Genomic DNA, 17991 nt, shown 5'->3' with positions numbered 1-17991 from the left:
CATCCGGCTTTTTAATGGGTGGCGCATAATGAATACTCTTCCTGAACAGCACGCAAATACTGCCCTCCCCACCCTGCCTGGCCAGCCACAAAACCCAGGGACATGGCCACAACACGACCTCAACTGCACCGGTATTAAAGCGCATATCGACACCTTCCAGAGCTGGTTAGGCGAAGCGTTTGACAGTGGAATTTCCGCAGAACAGCTCATTGAGGCCCGCACCGAATTTATTGATCAGTTGCTTCAGCGCCTGTGGATTGAAGCCGGTTTCGGTCAAATTGCCGACCTGGCGCTGGTTGCCGTTGGCGGCTACGGGCGCGGCGAACTGCATCCGCTCTCCGATATTGACCTGCTGATCCTCAGTCGTAAAAAGCTACCTGATTCGCAGGCAGAAAAAGTCGGTGAGCTGTTAACGCTGCTATGGGACGTGAGGCTGGAGGTTGGGCACAGCGTGCGTACGCTGGAAGAGTGTCTGCTGGAAGGATTGTCAGATTTAACCGTCGCCACTAACCTGATTGAAACACGCCTGCTTATCGGCGATGTCGCGCTGTTTCTTGAGCTGCAAAAGCATATTTTTAGCGAAGGTTTCTGGCCGTCCGATAAATTTTACGCCGCCAAAGTGGAAGAGCAAAATCAGCGCCACCAGCGTTATCACGGCACCAGCTACAACCTGGAGCCGGATATCAAAAGCAGTCCCGGCGGCCTGCGCGATATCCATACTCTGCAATGGGTGGCCCGTCGCCATTTTGGCGCCACCTCGCTGGACGAAATGGTCGGCTTCGGTTTTTTGACGCTGGCAGAACGCGCCGAACTGAATGAATGTTTGCATATCCTGTGGCGGATTCGCTTCGCCCTGCATCTGGTCGTTAGTCGTTACGACAACCGCCTGCTGTTTGACCGCCAGCTCAGCGTGGCGCAACGGCTAAACTACGGTGGCGAAGGCAATGAGCCGATCGAGCGGATGATGAAAGACTATTTCCGGGTCACGCGACGGGTCAGCGAACTGAACCATATGCTGTTGCAACTGTTCGACGAGGCGATCCTCGCCCTGCCAGCCGATGAAAAACCGCGCCCGATTGATGACGACTTTCAACTGCGCGGCACATTGATCGATCTGCGCAACGACGACCTGTTTATCCGTAAACCCGAAGCGATATTGCGGATGTTCTACATCATGGTACGTAACAGTGCGATCAGCGGGATTTACTCCACCACGCTGCGCCATTTGCGTCATGCCCGCCGTCATTTAACCCAGCCGCTATGCTACATTCCGGAAGCGCGTTCGCTGTTTCTCAGTATGTTGCGCCATCCGGGCGCGGTGAGTCGCGGCCTGCTGCCGATGCATCGGCACAGCGTTTTGTGGGCTTATATGCCGCAATGGTCGCACATTGTCGGCCAAATGCAGTTTGACCTGTTTCATGCCTATACGGTGGATGAGCACACTATCCGTGTGATGCTCAAGCTGGAGAGTTTTGCTAACGAAGAGACCCGCCCGCGCCATCCGCTGTGCGTAGATCTGTGGCCGCGCTTGCGACAGCCGGAGCTAATTCTGATTGCCGCGCTGTTCCACGATATCGCCAAAGGTCGCGGCGGCGATCACTCGGTTCTCGGCGCCCAGGACGTGCTCAAATTCGCCGAACTGCATGGTCTGAACTCACGTGAAACGCAGCTGATCGTCTGGCTGGTGCGTCAGCATTTGCTGATGTCGGTGACCGCTCAGCGCCGTGATATTCAGGATCCGGAAGTGATCAAGCAATTCGCTGAAGAAGTACAAACGGAACATCGTCTGCGCTTTTTAGTGTGCCTGACCGTCGCGGATATTTGCGCTACTAACGAAACGCTGTGGAATAGCTGGAAGCAAAGTCTGCTGCGCGAGCTGTACTTTGCGACGGAAAAACAGCTACGTCGTGGGATGCAAAACACGCCAGATATGCGCGAACGCGTTCGCCATCATCAGCTTCAGGCACTGGCGCTACTGCGTATGGACAACATTGATGAAGAAGCGCTGCACCACATCTGGTCGCGCTGTCGCGCCAACTATTTCGTGCGCCACAGCCCAAATCAACTGGCCTGGCATGCGCGTCATCTGCTGCAGCACGATCTCAGTAAGCCGCTAATCCTGCTCAGCCCGCAGGCCACGCGCGGCGGAACGGAAATTTTTATCTGGAGCCCCGATCGCCCTTACCTGTTTGCCGCCGTCTGCGCCGAACTGGACAGGCGCAATCTAAGCGTCCACGATGCGCAGATTTTCACTACCCGCGATGGGATGGCGATGGATACGTTCATCGTGCTGGAACCGGACGGCAGCCCGCTGTCTTCAGACCGACACGAAGCGATCCGTTTTGGACTGGAACAGGCCATCACGCAGCGCAGCTGGCAGCCACCGCAACCACGTCGTCAGCCGGCAAAATTACGCCACTTTACCGTCGATACCGAGGTCACTTTCCTGCCGACCCACACCGACCGAAAATCATTCCTTGAGCTTATCGCTCTCGACCAGCCTGGACTGCTGGCGCGGGTCGGGCAGATTTTTGCCGATCTGGGAATTTCGCTGCATGGCGCCCGAATTACAACCATTGGCGAGCGAGTAGAAGATTTATTCATAATCGCCACCGCCGACCGGCGCGCCCTTAATAATGAGCTGCAGCAGGAAGTGCATCAACGGTTGACAGAGGCCCTCAATCCAAACGATAAAGGGTGATGTTTTTATTTATTATGGAAAGAGTTTAACAATGCAGCAGTTACAGAACGTTATTGAGTCCGCTTTCGAGCGCCGTGCCGACATTACTCCGGCAAATGTAGATACCGTAACCCGCGAAGCGGTGAATCAGGTTATTGCTTTACTGGATTCCGGTGCACTGCGCGTCGCAGAAAAGATTGAGGGTCAGTGGGTCACGCATCAGTGGCTGAAAAAGGCGGTCCTGCTCTCTTTCCGTATTAACGATAATCAGGTTATCGAGGGTGCGGAAAGTCGTTACTTCGATAAAGTGCCGATGAAATTCGCCAACTACGACGAAGCACGCTTCCAGAAAGAAGGTTTCCGCGTGGTTCCGCCAGCGGCCGTACGCCAGGGTGCGTTTATCGCCCGTAACACCGTGCTGATGCCGTCTTACGTGAACATCGGCGCTTATGTGGATGAAGGTACGATGGTTGATACCTGGGCGACCGTGGGTTCCTGCGCGCAAATTGGTAAAAACGTTCACCTGTCCGGCGGCGTTGGCATCGGTGGCGTACTGGAGCCGTTACAGGCTAACCCGACCATCATCGAAGACAACTGCTTCATCGGCGCACGTTCTGAAGTGGTTGAAGGCGTGATCGTCGAAGAAGGCTCTGTTATCTCTATGGGCGTGTACATTGGTCAGAGCACCCGTATTTACGATCGTGAAACCGGCGAAGTGCATTATGGCCGCGTTCCGGCGGGCTCTGTGGTTGTCTCCGGCAACCTGCCGTCGAAAGATGGCAAATACAGCCTGTACTGCGCGGTGATTGTGAAGAAAGTCGATGCCAAAACGCGTGGAAAAGTAGGAATCAACGAACTGTTACGCACCATCGACTAACAGTGATTTGAAAAAGCGGGCTTAGCCCGCTTTTTTTACATCTGCGAGTGGCATAAACAAGGCTTTTCGTTAATTATTCAATGGTTATGGTGAGCTTAAGGGTACCGCTATGTATGACAATCTGAAAAGTCTGGGCATTACTAATCCTGAAGAAATCGATCGTTACAGCCTGCGGCAAGAAGCCAACAACGATATCCTGAAAATCTATTTCCAGAAGGATAAAGGCGAGTTTTTTGCCAAGAGCGTGAAGTTCAAATATCCCCGTCAGCGTAAAACGGTTGTCGCCGATGGCGTCGGCCAGGGTTACAAAGAAGTGCAGGAGATCAGTCCCAACCTGCGCTATGTGATCGACGAACTGGATCAGATCTGCCTGCGCGATCGCAGCGAAGTCGATCTTAAACGCAAGATCCTTGATGATTTACGTCATCTGGAAAGCGTCGTGACCAACAAGATCAGCGAAATTGAAGCCGATCTGGAAAAACTAACGCGTAAATAACCGCATGTGAATCTATTCGTAGGCCGGGTAAGGCGAAGCCGCCCCCCGGCATTTTGCCTGATAAGCGTAGCGCCAACAGGCAAGGAATTAATGCTGCTCATCCAGTTGTAGCGCGACATACAGCAGCAATCGGTCGTCAAAATTCCCTAAATCCAGCCCGGTCAGCTCTGAAATTCGGTTCAGGCGATATTCCAGCGTATTACGGTGGATAAATAACGCTTTTGAGGTCGCCAGCGGCTGAACGTTATGCCGAAACCACGCCGCTAATGTTCGACGCAGTAAGCCGTTGTTATCCATTGCTTTCAGCCGTACCAACGGACGCGCCAGCTCGTTGGCCTGCCAGCCGCCGCGCAGGCTGTCCAGCAGAACTGGCAGCATCAAATCCTGGTAGAAATAGCTACGACTTTCCGGCATCCGTTGCTTGCCGACCATCATGGTCGTGCGCGCCGTACGATACGAACGGGCAATACTGCCTGGCCCGGTAAAATAGTTGCCCAGCGACACGCGAAAACGCAGCTGTCCGTTCTCTTTCATGCGAGCAATGAGCTGCTCAACACGCTTGCGGTGATCTTCCGCGTCCCAGCGACCAAACTGATTGAGCGCCGGTTTCAGCACCACCATCTCGGTCAGGGAAACAATCGCAATCAGATTATTACGTTCAGGCGTAGTCAACGCGTTCTGCAATTGCTGTAGCTCCGCCATCGCGCTGTCAACGCCAAGCTGGCCACTATCAACCTCTACCACTGCCACCACGCGCGGCTGGTTCAAATCAATACCTAAACGTTGCGCCCACTCCATCAGCGCCGGGGTATTCTCTTCCGCCTGAATCAGATTCATCACCAGCTCTTCACGCAGGCGGCTATCCTGCGCTAACAGATGCATCAGGCGCGACTGCTCCAGCATCATTTCGGCTGTCATGCACACCAGCTCGCCGTATTTACGTAGATGTTCCGGTTCACCGGTAAGCCCGATAACGCCAACGATTTCGCCTTCCAGACGCAACGGCAGGTTTATACCCTGACGCACGCCGTGCAAATGCCTCGCCACTGCATCGTCAATGTCTACCACCCGGCCCTGCGAAAGTACCAACAGCGCACCTTCGTGCAATTCACCAATGCGTTCGCGATCGCCACTGCCAATGATCCGCCCACGGGCATCCATTACGTTGATATTGGTATCAATGATGCGCATGGTTCGCGCCACGATATCCTGCGCCATTTTGGTATCAAGATGCCAGCCAGCCATAAACCCCTCCTGTGAGCAGAGCTCAAGCATAGGGAAGATAATAAGCGGCGACATTGTGCAAATGCACAAAGCGGAAGGGAGAAATATGGAGTTGTGGGAGGTATCACAAAAAGAACCCCTTCCTGTACAGGAAGGGGTTGAGGGAGATTACTGCATCAACAGATAGATGGAGCTGTCGCCACGCTGAATGTTCAGCGCCAGCACAGCGGGTTTGCTGTCGAGGATTTTGCGCAATTCGGCGATGTTTTTCACCGGCTGCTGATTCGCACCGATAATCACATCCCCTTTCTTCAGGCCGATCTGTGCAGCCGGAGAATTCGGTTTCACGTCGCTTACCACGACACCTTTATCCTGGCCTTTGTTGCTCATATCGGCACCTTCAATGCCTTTGAAGATAGAGCTGGAATCAACCTGAGTCTGGCTGCTCTGCTGCAATTCCAGGTTCACGGTGACCGGCTTACCGTCACGCAGCAGACCCAGGGTGATTTTGCTGCCGACCGGCATCGTACCCACCTGCGCACGCAGGGCGGCGAAGCTGCTGATAGGTTTGCCGTTCAGGGAGGTAATCACATCCCCGGCTTTAATACCGGCTTTCGCTGCGGAAGAGTTCGGCATTACCTGGCTGACGAATGCGCCACGCTGAGCGTCAACTTTCATCGCTTTCGCCAGCTCGGAGCTCAGTTCGGTCCCCATAATACCCAGCTCACCACGTTTAACCTGACCAAACTCAACCATCTGCGAAGTCAGGTTTTTCACCATGTTGCTTGGGATTGCAAAACCGATACCGATGTTACCGCCGTCCGGCGCGAGGATCGCGGTGTTAATGCCGATCAGCTCACCGTTCAGATTGACCAGCGCGCCACCGGAGTTACCCCGGTTGATCGCAGCATCCGTCTGAATAAAGTTTTCATAGTTCTCCGCATTCAGGCCGCTACGGCCCAGAGCAGAAACGATGCCGGAGGTCACGGTCTCACCGAGGCCAAACGGGTTACCGATTGCTACGGTGTAATCCCCCACGCGCAGCGCGTCGGAGTCTGCCAGCTTAATCGCCGTCAGGTTTTTCGGATCCTGAATTTGGATCAGCGCGATATCGGAGCGTGGATCTTTGCCCACGATCTTCGCGTCAAATTTGCGACCATCGCTCAACTGAACCTTAATTACCGTAGCGTTATCCACCACGTGGTTGTTGGTCACGACATACCCTTTCGCAGCATCAATAATTACGCCGGAACCCAGCGCCATAAATTTCTGCTGCTGGCCGCCGCCATTACCAGAGCCCGGTGCGCCGCCCTGGCAGAACGGTGAACTCTGGAACGGAGATCCGTCCTGGCAGAACGGTGAATTATCACCAAAGAACTGCTGGAAATTACGCGGCATACGCGGCGTATTCACCGTCGTGCTCCCCTCGACGTTAATACTTACCACCGATGGCATCACTTTTTCGAGCATCGGGGCCAGGCTTGGCATCTGTTGGGCGGTCATTGCTGAAGACGACGTCTCAGCCGCAGTTGCAGACAGGGGGGACAACGCCAAACCTAAACTCAGAGCCAGTGCACTCATTGCTAATGTGGTTTTTTTCATGTGTTTCGTTCTCGATTAACAGGTAACGCAAAATTGCTGTATACGTCAGAGTCGTTTTATAACGCTAAGTTCCAGAATTGAGTTTAAGGAAAAAGTAAAATTTTATTGGCCGTCTTTACAAATGAGTATTTATTGTTCTACGGCCATCAAGCGACGATATTCATCCCAGGCATACAAATCTGTCATCCCGCTGATATAATCCTGGATCAACCGGCAGCGATAATAATATTCCAGAACCGAATACTCAGCGCACTCCGTCGATATTTTACTAACCGCCTCAACATACGCAAGACGATGGCGGGTAGACAACTTCTGAAATAAACGGGACTCGATAGGAAAACGTTTTACTCTTTCATTGTCGACCAGTTCAGTAAAATCTGACTGAGACATTTTCAATAACGGTTGATAGATCTCCAGCAACCCGCTGATCACCCGATAGCCCTGTAATTCCAGTTGCTCAACATCCGGATGGCTAAACACATGTTTTACCGCCACATTCTTATAAACGCCCAGTAACTGGCTGAAGCTACTGGCATCTTCTAACAGCGCATGATTAAAGCTGCCTTCATAAATCTGCGGCAAATTATCAATAAATCGCTGGGCCGCATACGGAACCAGTTTATTCAGCGTATTGACGCGTAAATACATAAAGAACTGATCTTCGGTGCTGCGGCTTAATGTATTTGAACGTGATTTTTCCCAGGCGTTTTCAACAACCTGACTAAACAGAGAGCCTTTTTCGTGATGCCCCCACGCTTCATGCAGATGATGGTAAAGTTGCTCGACGCTAAAGATTCTTTTCTCAACGGCATCTTCCAGGTCGGCCACGCAATATGAGATATCATCGGCAGCTTCCATAATCCAGGTTAATGGAAAACGACTGTAAGGTGCTAATGATAATTCTTTACGTAACCGCTCAATATACGGTTCCTCGGAAAGGTAATAACCAGGCTTCTTCATTAAATAGTTGTGCGTCTCGGGTGCACTGCCGCGCCACCATGCCGGACGGGTATATTTTAAAATACCGCCAACCTGCGCCCAGGTAAGGTTCATACGCATCAAAGTATGTACCAGACGAATACCCTGCGCATTGCCTTCAAAATGACACAAGTCCTGGCGCACCTTGCGGCGAATATCATTCAGCGACTCTTCACCTTCACGCAAACGTAATGCCGTCACCTGGCAGCGGTCATCACTCAGGGGCTGACTCTCCGCGTCGGCGGGATACAACCGCTGGCGAAACCAGTCATTAATCGCCGCTTCCCCAAAATGGCCAAACGGAGGATTACCAATGTCATGCATCAGGCACGACATTTCGACAATACTCTCAAACGGTCCCGTCAGTTCATCCAGACCATACTGCTCCAGCAGCTTTAGCTCTTTCAGTCGGCTGAGGATCTCTTTCGCGATATAGCGCCCAACCTGCTGCACTTCCATCGAGTGCGTCAGACGCGTACGCACCGCTGCATTACGCTCCAGCGGAAAGACCTGGGTTTTTTGTTGCAGCCGGCGAATAGCCGGAGAATTGATAATACGTCCACGATCGCTTTCAAAAATTCGCAGGATCTCATGCTCCGTCTTCACGCCCTGCGGCGAACGGTAACGGCGATGCCAGTTTATTTTTTTTCGGAAATCGATCTGTACCATATCCTCTCCCGCCTGAGAAATGCGCTACCCCTTAAGCGCATGATAGACTATGCCCTCAAATCTGGCTTATCGCGAGTAAATCTATGAAAATCGGCATCATTGGTGCAATGGAAGAAGAAGTTACGCTGCTGCGTGACAAAATCGAAAACCGTCAGACCATCACGCTCGGCGGTTGTGAAATTTACACCGGCCAACTGAACGGTACTGAGGTTGCGCTTCTGAAATCAGGTATCGGTAAAGTAGCTGCGGCGCTCGGCGCTACGCTGCTGCTTGAACGCTGCAAGCCGGACGCCATCATTAATACCGGTTCCGCGGGCGGCCTGGCCTCTACGCTGAAAGTCGGCGATATCGTAGTTTCTGATGAAGCGCGCTATCACGACGCCGACGTCACTGCCTTTGGTTATGAATTTGGTCAGCTACCGGGTTGCCCGGCTGGTTTTAAAGCCGATCCTGCGTTGATTGCAGCCGCAGAATCTTGCATCGCCAAACTCAATCTGAACGCTGTTCGCGGACTTATCGTCAGCGGCGATGCATTCATTAATGGTTCCGTGGGGCTGGCTAAAATTAAGCATAACTTCCCGCAGGCGATTGCCGTTGAGATGGAAGCGACCGCAATTGCGCACGTTTGCCACAACTTTAAGGTGCCATTTGTCGTGGTTCGCGCTATCTCTGACGTTGCCGATCAGCAGTCCCATCTCAGCTTTGACGAATTCCTGGTGGTTGCCGCGAAGCAGTCAAGCCTGATGGTTGAAACGCTGGTGCAGAAACTGGCGCATGGCTAAATTATTCTCCAGGGCGCTGGTCGCCCTGCTTTTCACTCTCCCGGCGTTCCTTTACGCCGCACCGCGTGTTGTAACGCTTTCTCCTGCCAATACCGAACTCGCTTTTGCCGCAGGCATTACCCCCGTTGGCGTCAGCAGCTACTCAAACTACCCGCCAGAAGCCAAAAATATTGAAGAGGTCTCAACATGGCAAGGTATGAATCTTGAGCGTATTGTGGCGCTGAAACCTGATTTGGTCGTCGCCTGGCGCGGGGGAAATGCTGAGCGGCAGGTGAATCAACTGACCTCCCTGGGAATTAAGGTCATCTGGGTGGACGCCGTTACCATTGAGCAGGTTGCCGATGCGCTACGCCAGTTGGCTGCGTGGAGCCCCAAGCCTGAACAAGCTAAACAGGCGGCGCAAACCATGCTTGATGACTATGCTTTACTTAAATCTCAGTATGCCAACAAACCGAAAAAACGCGTGTTTCTCCAGTTTGGTGCCAATCCTCTGTTTACCAGTGGAAAAGGTTCTATTCAGCACGAAGTTCTTGAGGTATGCGGCGGAGAAAACATCTTTGCCGGTAGTCGGGTTCCCTGGCCGCAGGTTAGCCGTGAGCAGGTCCTGGCACGAGCCCCCCAGGCTATTGTTGCAACCGGCGGTCCGGGCGAAACTCTGAAAATTGAGCAATACTGGGGAAACCAGCTAAAAATACCCGTTATTACACTTAATAGTGACTGGTTCGAACGCGCGAGCCCGCGTATTATCCTCGCCGCAAAACAACTCTGTAATGCGCTTTCACAGATAAATTAGCGCCTGCCCCCACCAGGTCTGTTGTGAGGATTTAAAAATGCTCGTCTATTGGCTTGATATTGTCGGCACCGCGGTATTTGCAATCTCTGGCGTATTACTGGCCGGAAAATTACGTATGGATCCGTTTGGCGTCCTGGTCCTCGGCGTGGTTACCGCCGTCGGAGGTGGCACGATCCGCGATATGGCGCTGGATAATGGACCGGTTTTTTGGGTTAAAGATCCAACCGATCTGGTCGTGGCGATGATCACCAGCATGCTGACGATCCTGTTGGTACGGCAGCCAAGACGCCTGCCGAAATGGATCCTTCCGGTACTCGATGCCGTTGGCCTGGCGGTGTTCGTGGGTATTGGCGTCAACAAGGCCTTTCTCGCAGGAACAGGCCCCTTGGTGGCGATTTGTATGGGGGTGATTACCGGCGTCGGCGGTGGGATCATTCGCGATGTATTAGCACGTGAAGTCCCGATGATTTTGCGTACCGAGATCTACGCCACAGCCTGTATTATCGGCGGGATCGTGCATGCGACGGCGTTTTATACCTTTGATGTTTCACTGGAAAACGCCAGTATGATGGGGATGATTGTCACCCTGCTGATTCGGCTTGCCGCCATTCGCTGGCATTTGAAATTACCGACGTTTGCGCTGGATGATAACGGACGTTGACATGATGATGCAGAATATGTAGGCCGGATAAGGCGTTTACGCCGCCATCCGGCACATTGCCCGGTGGTGCTACGCTTACCGGGCCTACACCATCAGACCACTGGTATTACAGACAGCAATCAGATGCTGAAAGAAGAACCACACCCGCAGGTGCTTTTCGCATTCGGGTTAGTCACAACGAAGCGGGAACCTTCCAGACCTTCGGTATAGTCAACCGCGCCACCCACTAGATATTGCAGGCTCATCGGGTCAACCACCAGACCAACACCTTGTTTCTCAATGGTCATATCACCATCGTTCACCTGATCGTCAAAGGTGAAACCGTACTGGAAACCGCTGCAACCACCGCCGGTGATATACACACGTAATTTCAGATTCGGGTTATCTTCGTCAGCGATCAGGCTTTTTACTTTATTGGCTGCTGCTTCAGTAAATTGCAGTGGCAGCGCTACGTCATCACTCATATTTTGCTCCAAACGACATTGGCAATTGGGCAAATTATAACCCAATGGTTAAGGCCATTATCTAATACCCTGGTATTTCGTTCAAGTATTCTCGCCAGCGGCTGTACCCTGGCTTTTAGCCGCCTGCTCCGCTTCCTGTTTTGCCAGCGTACGGGCAAGGATAGTCGAGTATAGCGGCTTTCCGCCCATAAATTGGGCTAATAGTGTTGCGCCAAGACAGGTAATAATCATTGGCAAAATGAGCTGATAGTTATCGGTCATCTCCAGCACCAGCACAATACCGGTGAGCGGCGCCCTTACCGACGCCGCCAACAATGCTCCCATTCCGGCGATGGCGAAGGTCCCGGCCTCCAGATGATAATGCGGAAAAGAGGCCGCTGCCGCCATACCGAACGCGGTGCCAAGCAACGTGCCTAATGCCAGCATCGGGGCAAATATCCCGCCGGGCGCGCCGGACGAGAAGCACAGCAGCGTGGTAATGACGCGGGCAATAAAGATAAACAGCAGTAAACCAACGCTGAAATTCCCTGCCGCAGCGATAGGTATCAGGTTAAACCCGCCTCCAGCCGCTTCAGGTGTAATTAAGCCAAGAATCCCGCACAGACCGCCGATCGCACCGCCCATCAGCACCCATTTTTTGAGATCGCCGCCATGGAAACGCTGGAACATATCCTGAGTCCGCAACACCATAGTGTTGAAAAATGGCCCGACACAGCCAAAAATAATCCCCAGGACCATATACAACCACAGCGTGTTCACCGGCGCATTGGAGAGCTTCCCAACTTCAATAAGCGGTGCCTCGCCGTTGAAAACACGAAACACAATGCTCGACATGATGACGCCGGTAAACACGGCTTTGATCGAGACAAGGTTATAGCGAAACTGCGGGCGCATCTCTTCAATAATGAACAGGATCCCCGCCAGCGGAGCGTTAAACGCCGCCGAAAGGCCCGCTGCCGCACCGGTCGCCAATAAGGTATGTCGCGCTTCTGCGCTACGCATGCGGAAAATATCCAGCACCATGCGCCCGAGGTTACCACCGATCTGCACGGTCGGTCCTTCTCGCCCGAGCACCATACCGGCACCCAGCGTGCCCATACCGCCGAAAAATTTCACCGGCAGTACGCGCCACCAGCGCACAGGCCGCAGCTCTTCCAGCGCGCCTTCAATCTCTGGGATCCCCGAACCACCGGCTTCCGGCGCAAACTTACGCACCAGGAAATAGCCGACCATCGCCAGCAACGCAGAGAGAATAAATGCCAGCGGCCACAGCAGAATGGCATGGTCCGCAACCTGAGCCAGCGCGCCAATGCGCTGATTCTGCACCCAGGTCACCGCTTTCTCAAATGCCACGCCAACAAACCCTGTCACTGTACCCACTACGGCAGCCATCAACAGGATCGCCAACGGCGTTTTGTCTCGTTCCAGGAGTCGACGGATTTGATCCCTGCGGCGTAAACGCACAATTTGTTGTGCTTCAAAAGAGGGAGTGTCTGTCTTCATCAGATGATCATTAATTGGTAATACAAATACGGAATCGGCATTCTACTCGCACATTTCACGAAAATCCCCTGCAAATCGTATTGTTTCAAATGCGTAAAACTTTCATAACCTTCTCTGAATAACTAGAATAGCGGGCATTTACTTTTTCTACGAACCAGGACCCCATCCATGAGTAAGTCTGAAAATCTCTACAGCGCAGCACGCGAACTTATCCCTGGCGGCGTTAACTCCCCCGTTCGCGCCTTTACTGGCGTGGGTGGTACTCCGCTGTTTATCGAAAAAGCCGACGGCGCGTATCTGTACGATGTCGATGGTAAAGCCTATGTTGACTACGTCGGTTCCTGGGGACCGATGGTGCTGGGCCATAATCACCCGGCAATCCGTAATGCGGTGATTGAAGCTGCGGAGCGCGGTTTAAGCTTTGGCGCACCGACCGAAATGGAAGTGAAAATGGCGGAGCTGGTCACTGAACTCGTGCCGACCATGGACATGGTGCGCATGGTGAACTCTGGCACGGAAGCGACTATGAGCGCAATCCGTCTGGCGCGCGGTTTCACCGGTCGCGATAAGATCATCAAATTTGAAGGCTGCTACCACGGTCATGCTGACTGTCTGCTGGTCAAAGCGGGTTCCGGCGCGTTAACGCTGGGTCAGCCGAACTCCCCGGGCGTTCCGGCTGATTTCGCGAAACACACCCTAACCTGCACCTATAACGATCTCGCTTCAGTACGTGCGGCATTTGAACAATATCCGCAGGAGATCGCCTGCATCATTGTTGAGCCGGTCGCAGGCAACATGAACTGCATCCCACCGCTGCCGGAATTCCTGCCGGGCCTGCGTGCGCTATGCGATGAGTTTGGCGCGCTGTTGATCATCGATGAAGTGATGACCGGCTTCCGCGTGGCGCTGGCCGGTGCACAGGATTATTACGGCGTCGTGCCGGATCTGACTTGTCTTGGCAAAATCATCGGTGGCGGAATGCCCGTTGGCGCATTCGGTGGACGTCGCGATGTGATGGACGCACTGGCGCCGACTGGACCGGTTTACCAGGCGGGGACGCTTTCCGGTAACCCAATCGCGATGGCGGCAGGTTATGCCTGTCTGACCGAAGTCGCCCAGCCGGGTATTCATGAAACGCTGAACGAACTGACGACGCGTCTGGCGGAAGGTCTGCTGGAAGCTGCTGAAGAAGCGAATATTCCGCTGGTAGTTAATCATGTAGGCGGGATGTTCGGGATTTTCTTCACCGATGCAGAAACCGTAACCTGCTATCAGGATGTGATGGCATGCGACGTTGAACGCTTCAAGCGTTTCTTCCACATGATGCTGGATGAAGGAATTTATCTGGCGCCGTCCGCGTTCGAAGCAGGCTTTATGTCCGTGGCGCACAGTGAAGAAGATATCAATAACACCATCGACGCCGCGCGCCGGGTGTTTGCGAAACTGTAAAGGAGAACGTCCAGAAGCAACGTAGGCCGGGTAAGGCGAAGCCGCCACCCGGCTTTTTTATTGCCGGATGGCGACGCAAAGCGTCTTATCCGGCCTACATGAAAAGAATCAGCCTCAGCGGCTCTGCTTTCTCAACAAATAGATAAAGTACGGCGCGCCAATAAACGTCGACAGTAATCCCGCCGGGATCTGATACGGAAACAACACCATCCTGCCGCACCAGTCAGCAAAAACCAGCAACACGCCACCCGCCAGCGCCGAAATCAGCATATGCGGCATCGCCCGACGAAAACCCATCATCCGGGCAATATGCGGCGCCATCAGCCCGACAAAGCTCAACGGTCCAATGGTCATGGTGGCTGTCGCCGTCAGCCCTGCCGCCAGCAGCAGTAACCCCACGCGTGATGGCGTAATAGCCATACCGACAGCCCGCGCCGTATCGCCGCCAAGCGGTAAAATTGTCAGCCAACGGCGGCACAGCGGCGTCATCGCCAGCAGGATGACCATTACAATCCCGGTGCGCAGGACCTGTTCGCCACTCGCGTTATAAGTTGAGCCGGAGATCCAGGTTAGCACCCCCGCCATACGCGGATCGCCGCTGGCCTGCAGCATCATCAGCAGCATTGTAAACGCCGTGCTGAGCGCCATCCCTGCCAGCAACATGCGGTGCGGTGAAAAGCCCCCGCGCCCGGCGGCAATCATAATGATAAGCAAGGTGGCTGCCGCACCGAGGCTCCCGGCCGGCAGCAGCCAGCCAAAGGCATTGCCGGGGACCAGAAATAACATTAGCACCACGCCAAATGCCGCCCCGGAGCTAATTCCTAATACTTCCGGACTGGCCATTGGATTTCCGGTCAGACGCTGAATAATACAGCCAGCTACCGCTAACATTACCCCGGCAATCAGCGCTGCCAGAACACGCGGCCAGCGCCAGGGCATGAGCTCATCCAGCATCGCGCCGCTGGCCCATGTCCAGCCGTGCGCATCGCGGCCAAACGCGAGCGCCACAATAACGGTAAGCAGCAATATCGCCCCGCCCGCCAGGGCAAACATCAGTACATTCTGCCGCTCAGCAGCGATGCGGTTACTGGCATTCATATCCGGCGCGCTCATACTTCTAAGGCGCGGCAACAGCCACAGCAGCAATGGCGCGCCAATCAGCGCCGTCACCGAACCAGTGGAAACTTCCATCCATACGCGGGTCAGCCACAGAATGATTTGGTCGGAGAGCCAGAGGATCAACGCACCAATCAGCGGGGCCAACATCAGACGCGCCAGCAGACGACGCGCGCCGAGCATTTTCGCCAGCAGCGGTGCAAACAGGCCAATAAAGCCGATAATCCCAACCGCGTTAACCAGTAAGGCGCTGATAACAATGGCCAGCGATAACGCCGCCAGACGTGCCAGCGACAGCGCCAGACCGAGGTTACGCGCCACACCGTCATCCAGTCCCATCAGCGTCATTGGGCGTAATAACAACAGCGTCAGCATCACACCGCCCAGCAGTTGCGGCCACAGACGCTGTACGCCGCTCCAGTCGGTCTGCGTTAGCGTACCGCTGCTCCATAAAAACATGCTTTGCAGTTGATCGTGATGGAAGATAACCATCAACTGGTTAATTGCCCCGCAGTACAGGCTGACCACCAGCCCGGCAAGGATTAACGTCACCGGAGAAAGACGTTTGCCCCAGGCAACGCCAAACACCAGAGCCCCAACAACACATGCTCCCGCCAGCGCCGCAAATTGCGTGGTCAGCGCACCGGGAATAGCCCACAGCGTGGTAACCGTAATGCCCAACTGCGCCCCGGTTGCAACACCTAACGTAGTGGGTTCTGCCAGTGGGTTACGCAGCACCTGCTGAAACAAGACACCGACCAGCCCCAGCCCGGCACCGACCAACAGCGAAATCGCCAGCCTCGGCAGCAGACTGTAGTGGAAAACCATCTGCTCAATAGCATTGATATCCGGTGACCAGATAGCCTGTTGCCACTGACTGCGCGGTAGCGCAACAGAGAAGTTAACCCAGGTCAGCCAACAGGCAGCGACAAACAGAACCGCCAGAAGAAGCGTTGGGAACAGCGCAATTCGTTTACTCACGCTTTGCCTCCCAGCGCATTATCCAGAATGCGGGCAAAATGCATCGCCGAGAGCGTGGCACCATAGAACCAGACGGCAGGCACACGCTGAAAACGTCCGCTGCGGACAAACGGCATCGCCTGCCATAATGGCGTAGACATCAGTGCAGTCATCTCTTTATCGTTGCCGTGGTCAAAACACAGCACATCGACATCCTTATAAGCAGCCAGACGGTCAATACTCACGGCAGTGCTGCCCCAAAAGTTTGTCTCGCCCTGCCAGGCGTTGGGGATCCCATAATCATCCAGCACGTCCTGAAACAGGCTGTTTGGGCCAAACACCAGCATATGTCGTGAATCAAGCAGGGAAGTGAGAAGTACAGGGCGTGCGCCGCGTTGAATGAAGCGCGGTTTCAGGCTGGCGATAAAACGATCGTACTCGGTCAGATGGCGTTCAGCAGAGGCTTGCAGATTGAACAATTGCGCCATTTCCTGCAGCGATTGTCGCGCAACGGCCAGCGGCTTTTTACCGTCACTGAAGTTAAATCCCCGGCCAGGCGCAATCCGCGCCAGCTTTTCAGGGGAAGGACCATAGCCTGCCGACCACAGCAAAAACGAGGGTTTCATTTCGGTCAACAGTTCGAGATTGGGCTCCGTACGTAGCCCGACATCAATCACAGAATCCGGCAACGGGGGCTCACTGACCCACAGCTTGTAGTTAGGGATATCGGCAATGCCATACGGCGTAATACCCAGCGCCAGCAATAGCTCTACCGGTAGCCATTCCAGCGCCACAATGCGCTGCGTATCAACCGCCGCAGCGTGCGCCGTATTCATCCGCCACAGCAGCGGCGACAGCGCCATCGCCGCAAGCAGCCGCCGACGGGTAATATGATGTAATTCAATCATTAATAGACAAAACTCACGGGTGCGGCACCGGCCGGATGCGGCAAAATGCCCATCGGGATACCGTAAATCTGTTCCAGAGTTTCACTGCGCATCAGTTCAGCAGGCGTCCCTTGTGCAATCATTTCACCACCGCGCAGCGCAACTAAGTAATCACAGTAGCGGGCCGCCATGTTGATATCATGCAGCACCGCAATCACCGTCAGCCCGCGCTGCTGACTTAAGCGATGCACCAGCGCCAGTACGTCAACCTGATGAGCGATATCCAGCGCGGAAGTCGGTTCATCAAGCAGCAGACAGCGGCTGTCCTGCGCTACCAGCATGGCAATCCACGCGCGCTGGCGTTCTCCGCCGGACAGACTATCAACCAAACGGTGCGCCAGCGGTTTTAAGCCAACCAGCGAAATCGCCTCTTCTACTTTCTCTCTGTCGGCAACGCCAAAACGTCCCAGCGCCCCGTGCCACGGATAGCGGCCAATCGCCACCAGTTCGCGCACCGTCATCCCTTCGGCCTGCGGCAACTGCTGCGGCAGATAGGCGACCTTGCGGGCAAACGCTTTACTGCTCCAGTTCTCCAGCGGCTGTTCGTCGAGCAGGATTTCACCTTCTGACGGCGGCTGATGACGTCCCAGCATTTTCAATAACGTCGATTTTCCGGAACCGTTGTGGCCGATAAGGCCGGTCACTTTACCCACAGGAAAAGTTAATGAGAGAGGATGCAAAAGCGTGCGGCCAGGCACACGAAAGGAGACATTACGCAACGCAAAAGTAGTGTCGGGATGGGATCTGTTTTCCTGCATAGCAGCCAACTTGTAAAACGGGCACGCAAAGC

15 protein-coding genes and 1 pseudogene are annotated in these 17991 nt (G+C 54.2%); 7 read left to right on the top strand and 9 right to left on the bottom strand.

Annotated features, from left to right (window positions below; translation table 11 throughout):
* Window positions 1-28 precede the first annotated feature (28 nt).
* The 3 genes from glnD to E6P06_RS08285 all read left to right on the top strand — a co-directional run bounded on the left by glnD (window position 29) and on the right by E6P06_RS08285 (window position 4053).
* Window positions 29-2701, top strand: coding sequence for a bifunctional uridylyltransferase/uridylyl-removing protein GlnD (gene glnD, locus E6P06_RS08295; RefSeq protein ID WP_003837534.1), 2673 nt, complete (start codon window positions 29-31; stop codon window positions 2699-2701).
* A gap of 31 nt (window positions 2702-2732) precedes the next feature.
* On the top strand, window positions 2733-3557 hold the full coding sequence (gene dapD, locus E6P06_RS08290) for a 2,3,4,5-tetrahydropyridine-2,6-dicarboxylate N-succinyltransferase (RefSeq protein WP_003837532.1): 825 nt from the start codon (window positions 2733-2735) through the stop codon (window positions 3555-3557).
* A 109-nt stretch (window positions 3558-3666) separates the two neighbouring features.
* The gene (locus E6P06_RS08285) at window positions 3667-4053 is read left to right on the top strand and encodes a DUF3461 family protein (RefSeq protein ID WP_045439967.1); all 387 of its coding nucleotides are present in this window, start codon (window positions 3667-3669) and stop codon (window positions 4051-4053) included.
* Window positions 4054-4140: 87 nt separating this feature from the next.
* Here the strand turns inward: E6P06_RS08285 and cdaR are convergent, their stop codons facing one another.
* The 3 genes from cdaR to dgt form a co-directional block, all read right to left on the bottom strand.
* Complete coding sequence (cdaR, locus tag E6P06_RS08280) at window positions 4141-5298, bottom strand: DNA-binding transcriptional regulator CdaR (protein WP_003018564.1); 1158 nt, start codon at window positions 5296-5298, stop codon at window positions 4141-4143.
* 147 nt (window positions 5299-5445) lie between these two features.
* The gene (gene degP, locus E6P06_RS08275) at window positions 5446-6879 is read right to left on the bottom strand and encodes a serine endoprotease DegP (protein ID WP_044714931.1); all 1434 of its coding nucleotides are present in this window, start codon (window positions 6877-6879) and stop codon (window positions 5446-5448) included.
* 129 nt (window positions 6880-7008) lie between these two features.
* Entirely contained in the window at window positions 7009-8526 is a 1518-nt protein-coding gene (gene dgt / locus E6P06_RS08270) for a dGTPase (RefSeq protein WP_003845805.1), read from the bottom strand.
* Between the two features lie 83 nt (window positions 8527-8609).
* Between dgt and mtnN the strand changes: the two genes are divergently transcribed.
* From mtnN to E6P06_RS08255, 3 genes are read left to right on the top strand one after another with little or no spacing between them, the layout of a single operon-like run.
* Window positions 8610-9308, top strand: coding sequence for a 5'-methylthioadenosine/S-adenosylhomocysteine nucleosidase (gene mtnN / locus E6P06_RS08265; RefSeq protein WP_003845802.1), 699 nt, complete (start codon window positions 8610-8612; stop codon window positions 9306-9308).
* On the top strand, window positions 9301-10101 hold the full coding sequence (gene btuF / locus E6P06_RS08260) for a vitamin B12 ABC transporter substrate-binding protein BtuF (RefSeq protein WP_032948552.1): 801 nt from the start codon (window positions 9301-9303) through the stop codon (window positions 10099-10101). Before mtnN ends, btuF begins: the two co-directional genes overlap by 8 nt.
* A 37-nt stretch (window positions 10102-10138) precedes the next feature.
* Window positions 10139-10762, top strand: coding sequence for a TRIC cation channel family protein (locus E6P06_RS08255; RefSeq protein WP_003018578.1), 624 nt, complete (start codon window positions 10139-10141; stop codon window positions 10760-10762).
* Window positions 10763-10881: 119 nt separating this feature from the next.
* On the opposite strand, the gene erpA is transcribed toward E6P06_RS08255, so the two are convergent.
* The 3 genes and pseudogenes from erpA to clcA all read right to left on the bottom strand — a co-directional run bounded on the left by erpA (window position 10882) and on the right by clcA (window position 12729).
* A complete protein-coding gene (gene erpA, locus E6P06_RS08250; protein ID WP_003018581.1) occupies window positions 10882-11226 on the bottom strand; it encodes an iron-sulfur cluster insertion protein ErpA in 345 nt (114 codons plus the stop codon).
* A pseudogene (gene yadW, locus E6P06_RS27740) lies at window positions 11219-11284 on the bottom strand (small protein YadW). The gene erpA and the pseudogene yadW overlap by 8 nt, the downstream one beginning before the upstream one ends.
* 23 nt (window positions 11285-11307) lie before the next feature.
* Window positions 11308-12729 (bottom strand): H(+)/Cl(-) exchange transporter ClcA, encoded by a 1422-nt coding sequence (gene clcA, locus E6P06_RS08245; RefSeq protein WP_096890439.1) that lies wholly within the window; start codon window positions 12727-12729, stop codon window positions 11308-11310.
* Between the two features lie 168 nt (window positions 12730-12897).
* Between clcA and hemL the strand changes: the two genes are divergently transcribed.
* Window positions 12898-14178 (top strand): glutamate-1-semialdehyde 2,1-aminomutase, encoded by a 1281-nt coding sequence (gene hemL / locus E6P06_RS08240; protein WP_003837523.1) that lies wholly within the window; start codon window positions 12898-12900, stop codon window positions 14176-14178.
* 114 nt (window positions 14179-14292) lie between these two features.
* Here the strand turns inward: hemL and fhuB are convergent, their stop codons facing one another.
* From fhuB to fhuC, 3 genes are read right to left on the bottom strand one after another with little or no spacing between them, the layout of a single operon-like run.
* Window positions 14293-16275, bottom strand: a complete 1983-nt coding sequence (gene fhuB, locus E6P06_RS08235; protein WP_003018589.1) for a Fe(3+)-hydroxamate ABC transporter permease FhuB — start codon at window positions 16273-16275, stop codon at window positions 14293-14295.
* Window positions 16272-17162, bottom strand: coding sequence for a Fe(3+)-hydroxamate ABC transporter substrate-binding protein FhuD (gene fhuD, locus E6P06_RS08230; protein ID WP_003018590.1), 891 nt, complete (start codon window positions 17160-17162; stop codon window positions 16272-16274). Before fhuD ends, fhuB begins: the two co-directional genes overlap by 4 nt.
* Window positions 17162-17959, bottom strand: coding sequence for a Fe3+-hydroxamate ABC transporter ATP-binding protein FhuC (fhuC, locus tag E6P06_RS08225; RefSeq protein WP_003845793.1), 798 nt, complete (start codon window positions 17957-17959; stop codon window positions 17162-17164). Before fhuC ends, fhuD begins: the two co-directional genes overlap by 1 nt.
* Window positions 17960-17991: the final 32 nt, after the last annotated feature.

It is taken from the genome of Citrobacter sp. CF971 (assembly GCF_006385635.1).
Classification (GTDB): domain Bacteria; phylum Pseudomonadota; class Gammaproteobacteria; order Enterobacterales; family Enterobacteriaceae; genus Citrobacter; species Citrobacter freundii.
The sequence above is the reverse complement of the archived record's forward strand: the minus strand, read 5'-3'. Positions and strand labels throughout refer to the sequence as shown.

What these genes read in the sequence shown, in the direction of transcription:
- glnD (WP_003837534.1), top strand. Translation starts at nt 29, where the DNA reads ATGAATACTCTTCCTGAACAGCACGCAAATACTGCCCTCCCCACCCTG.
- dapD (WP_003837532.1), top strand. Translation starts at nt 2,733, where the DNA reads ATGCAGCAGTTACAGAACGTTATTGAGTCCGCTTTCGAGCGCCGTGCC.
- E6P06_RS08285 (WP_045439967.1), top strand. Translation starts at nt 3,667, where the DNA reads ATGTATGACAATCTGAAAAGTCTGGGCATTACTAATCCTGAAGAAATC.
- cdaR (WP_003018564.1), bottom strand. Translation starts at nt 5,298, where the DNA reads ATGGCTGGCTGGCATCTTGATACCAAAATGGCGCAGGATATCGTGGCG.
- degP (WP_044714931.1), bottom strand. Translation starts at nt 6,879, where the DNA reads ATGAAAAAAACCACATTAGCAATGAGTGCACTGGCTCTGAGTTTAGGT.
- dgt (WP_003845805.1), bottom strand. Translation starts at nt 8,526, where the DNA reads ATGGTACAGATCGATTTCCGAAAAAAAATAAACTGGCATCGCCGTTAC.
- mtnN (WP_003845802.1), top strand. Translation starts at nt 8,610, where the DNA reads ATGAAAATCGGCATCATTGGTGCAATGGAAGAAGAAGTTACGCTGCTG.
- btuF (WP_032948552.1), top strand. Translation starts at nt 9,301, where the DNA reads ATGGCTAAATTATTCTCCAGGGCGCTGGTCGCCCTGCTTTTCACTCTC.
- E6P06_RS08255 (WP_003018578.1), top strand. Translation starts at nt 10,139, where the DNA reads ATGCTCGTCTATTGGCTTGATATTGTCGGCACCGCGGTATTTGCAATC.
- erpA (WP_003018581.1), bottom strand. Translation starts at nt 11,226, where the DNA reads ATGAGTGATGACGTAGCGCTGCCACTGCAATTTACTGAAGCAGCAGCC.
- clcA (WP_096890439.1), bottom strand. Translation starts at nt 12,729, where the DNA reads ATGAAGACAGACACTCCCTCTTTTGAAGCACAACAAATTGTGCGTTTA.
- hemL (WP_003837523.1), top strand. Translation starts at nt 12,898, where the DNA reads ATGAGTAAGTCTGAAAATCTCTACAGCGCAGCACGCGAACTTATCCCT.
- fhuD (WP_003018590.1), bottom strand. Translation starts at nt 17,162, where the DNA reads ATGATTGAATTACATCATATTACCCGTCGGCGGCTGCTTGCGGCGATG.
- fhuC (WP_003845793.1), bottom strand. Translation starts at nt 17,959, where the DNA reads ATGCAGGAAAACAGATCCCATCCCGACACTACTTTTGCGTTGCGTAAT.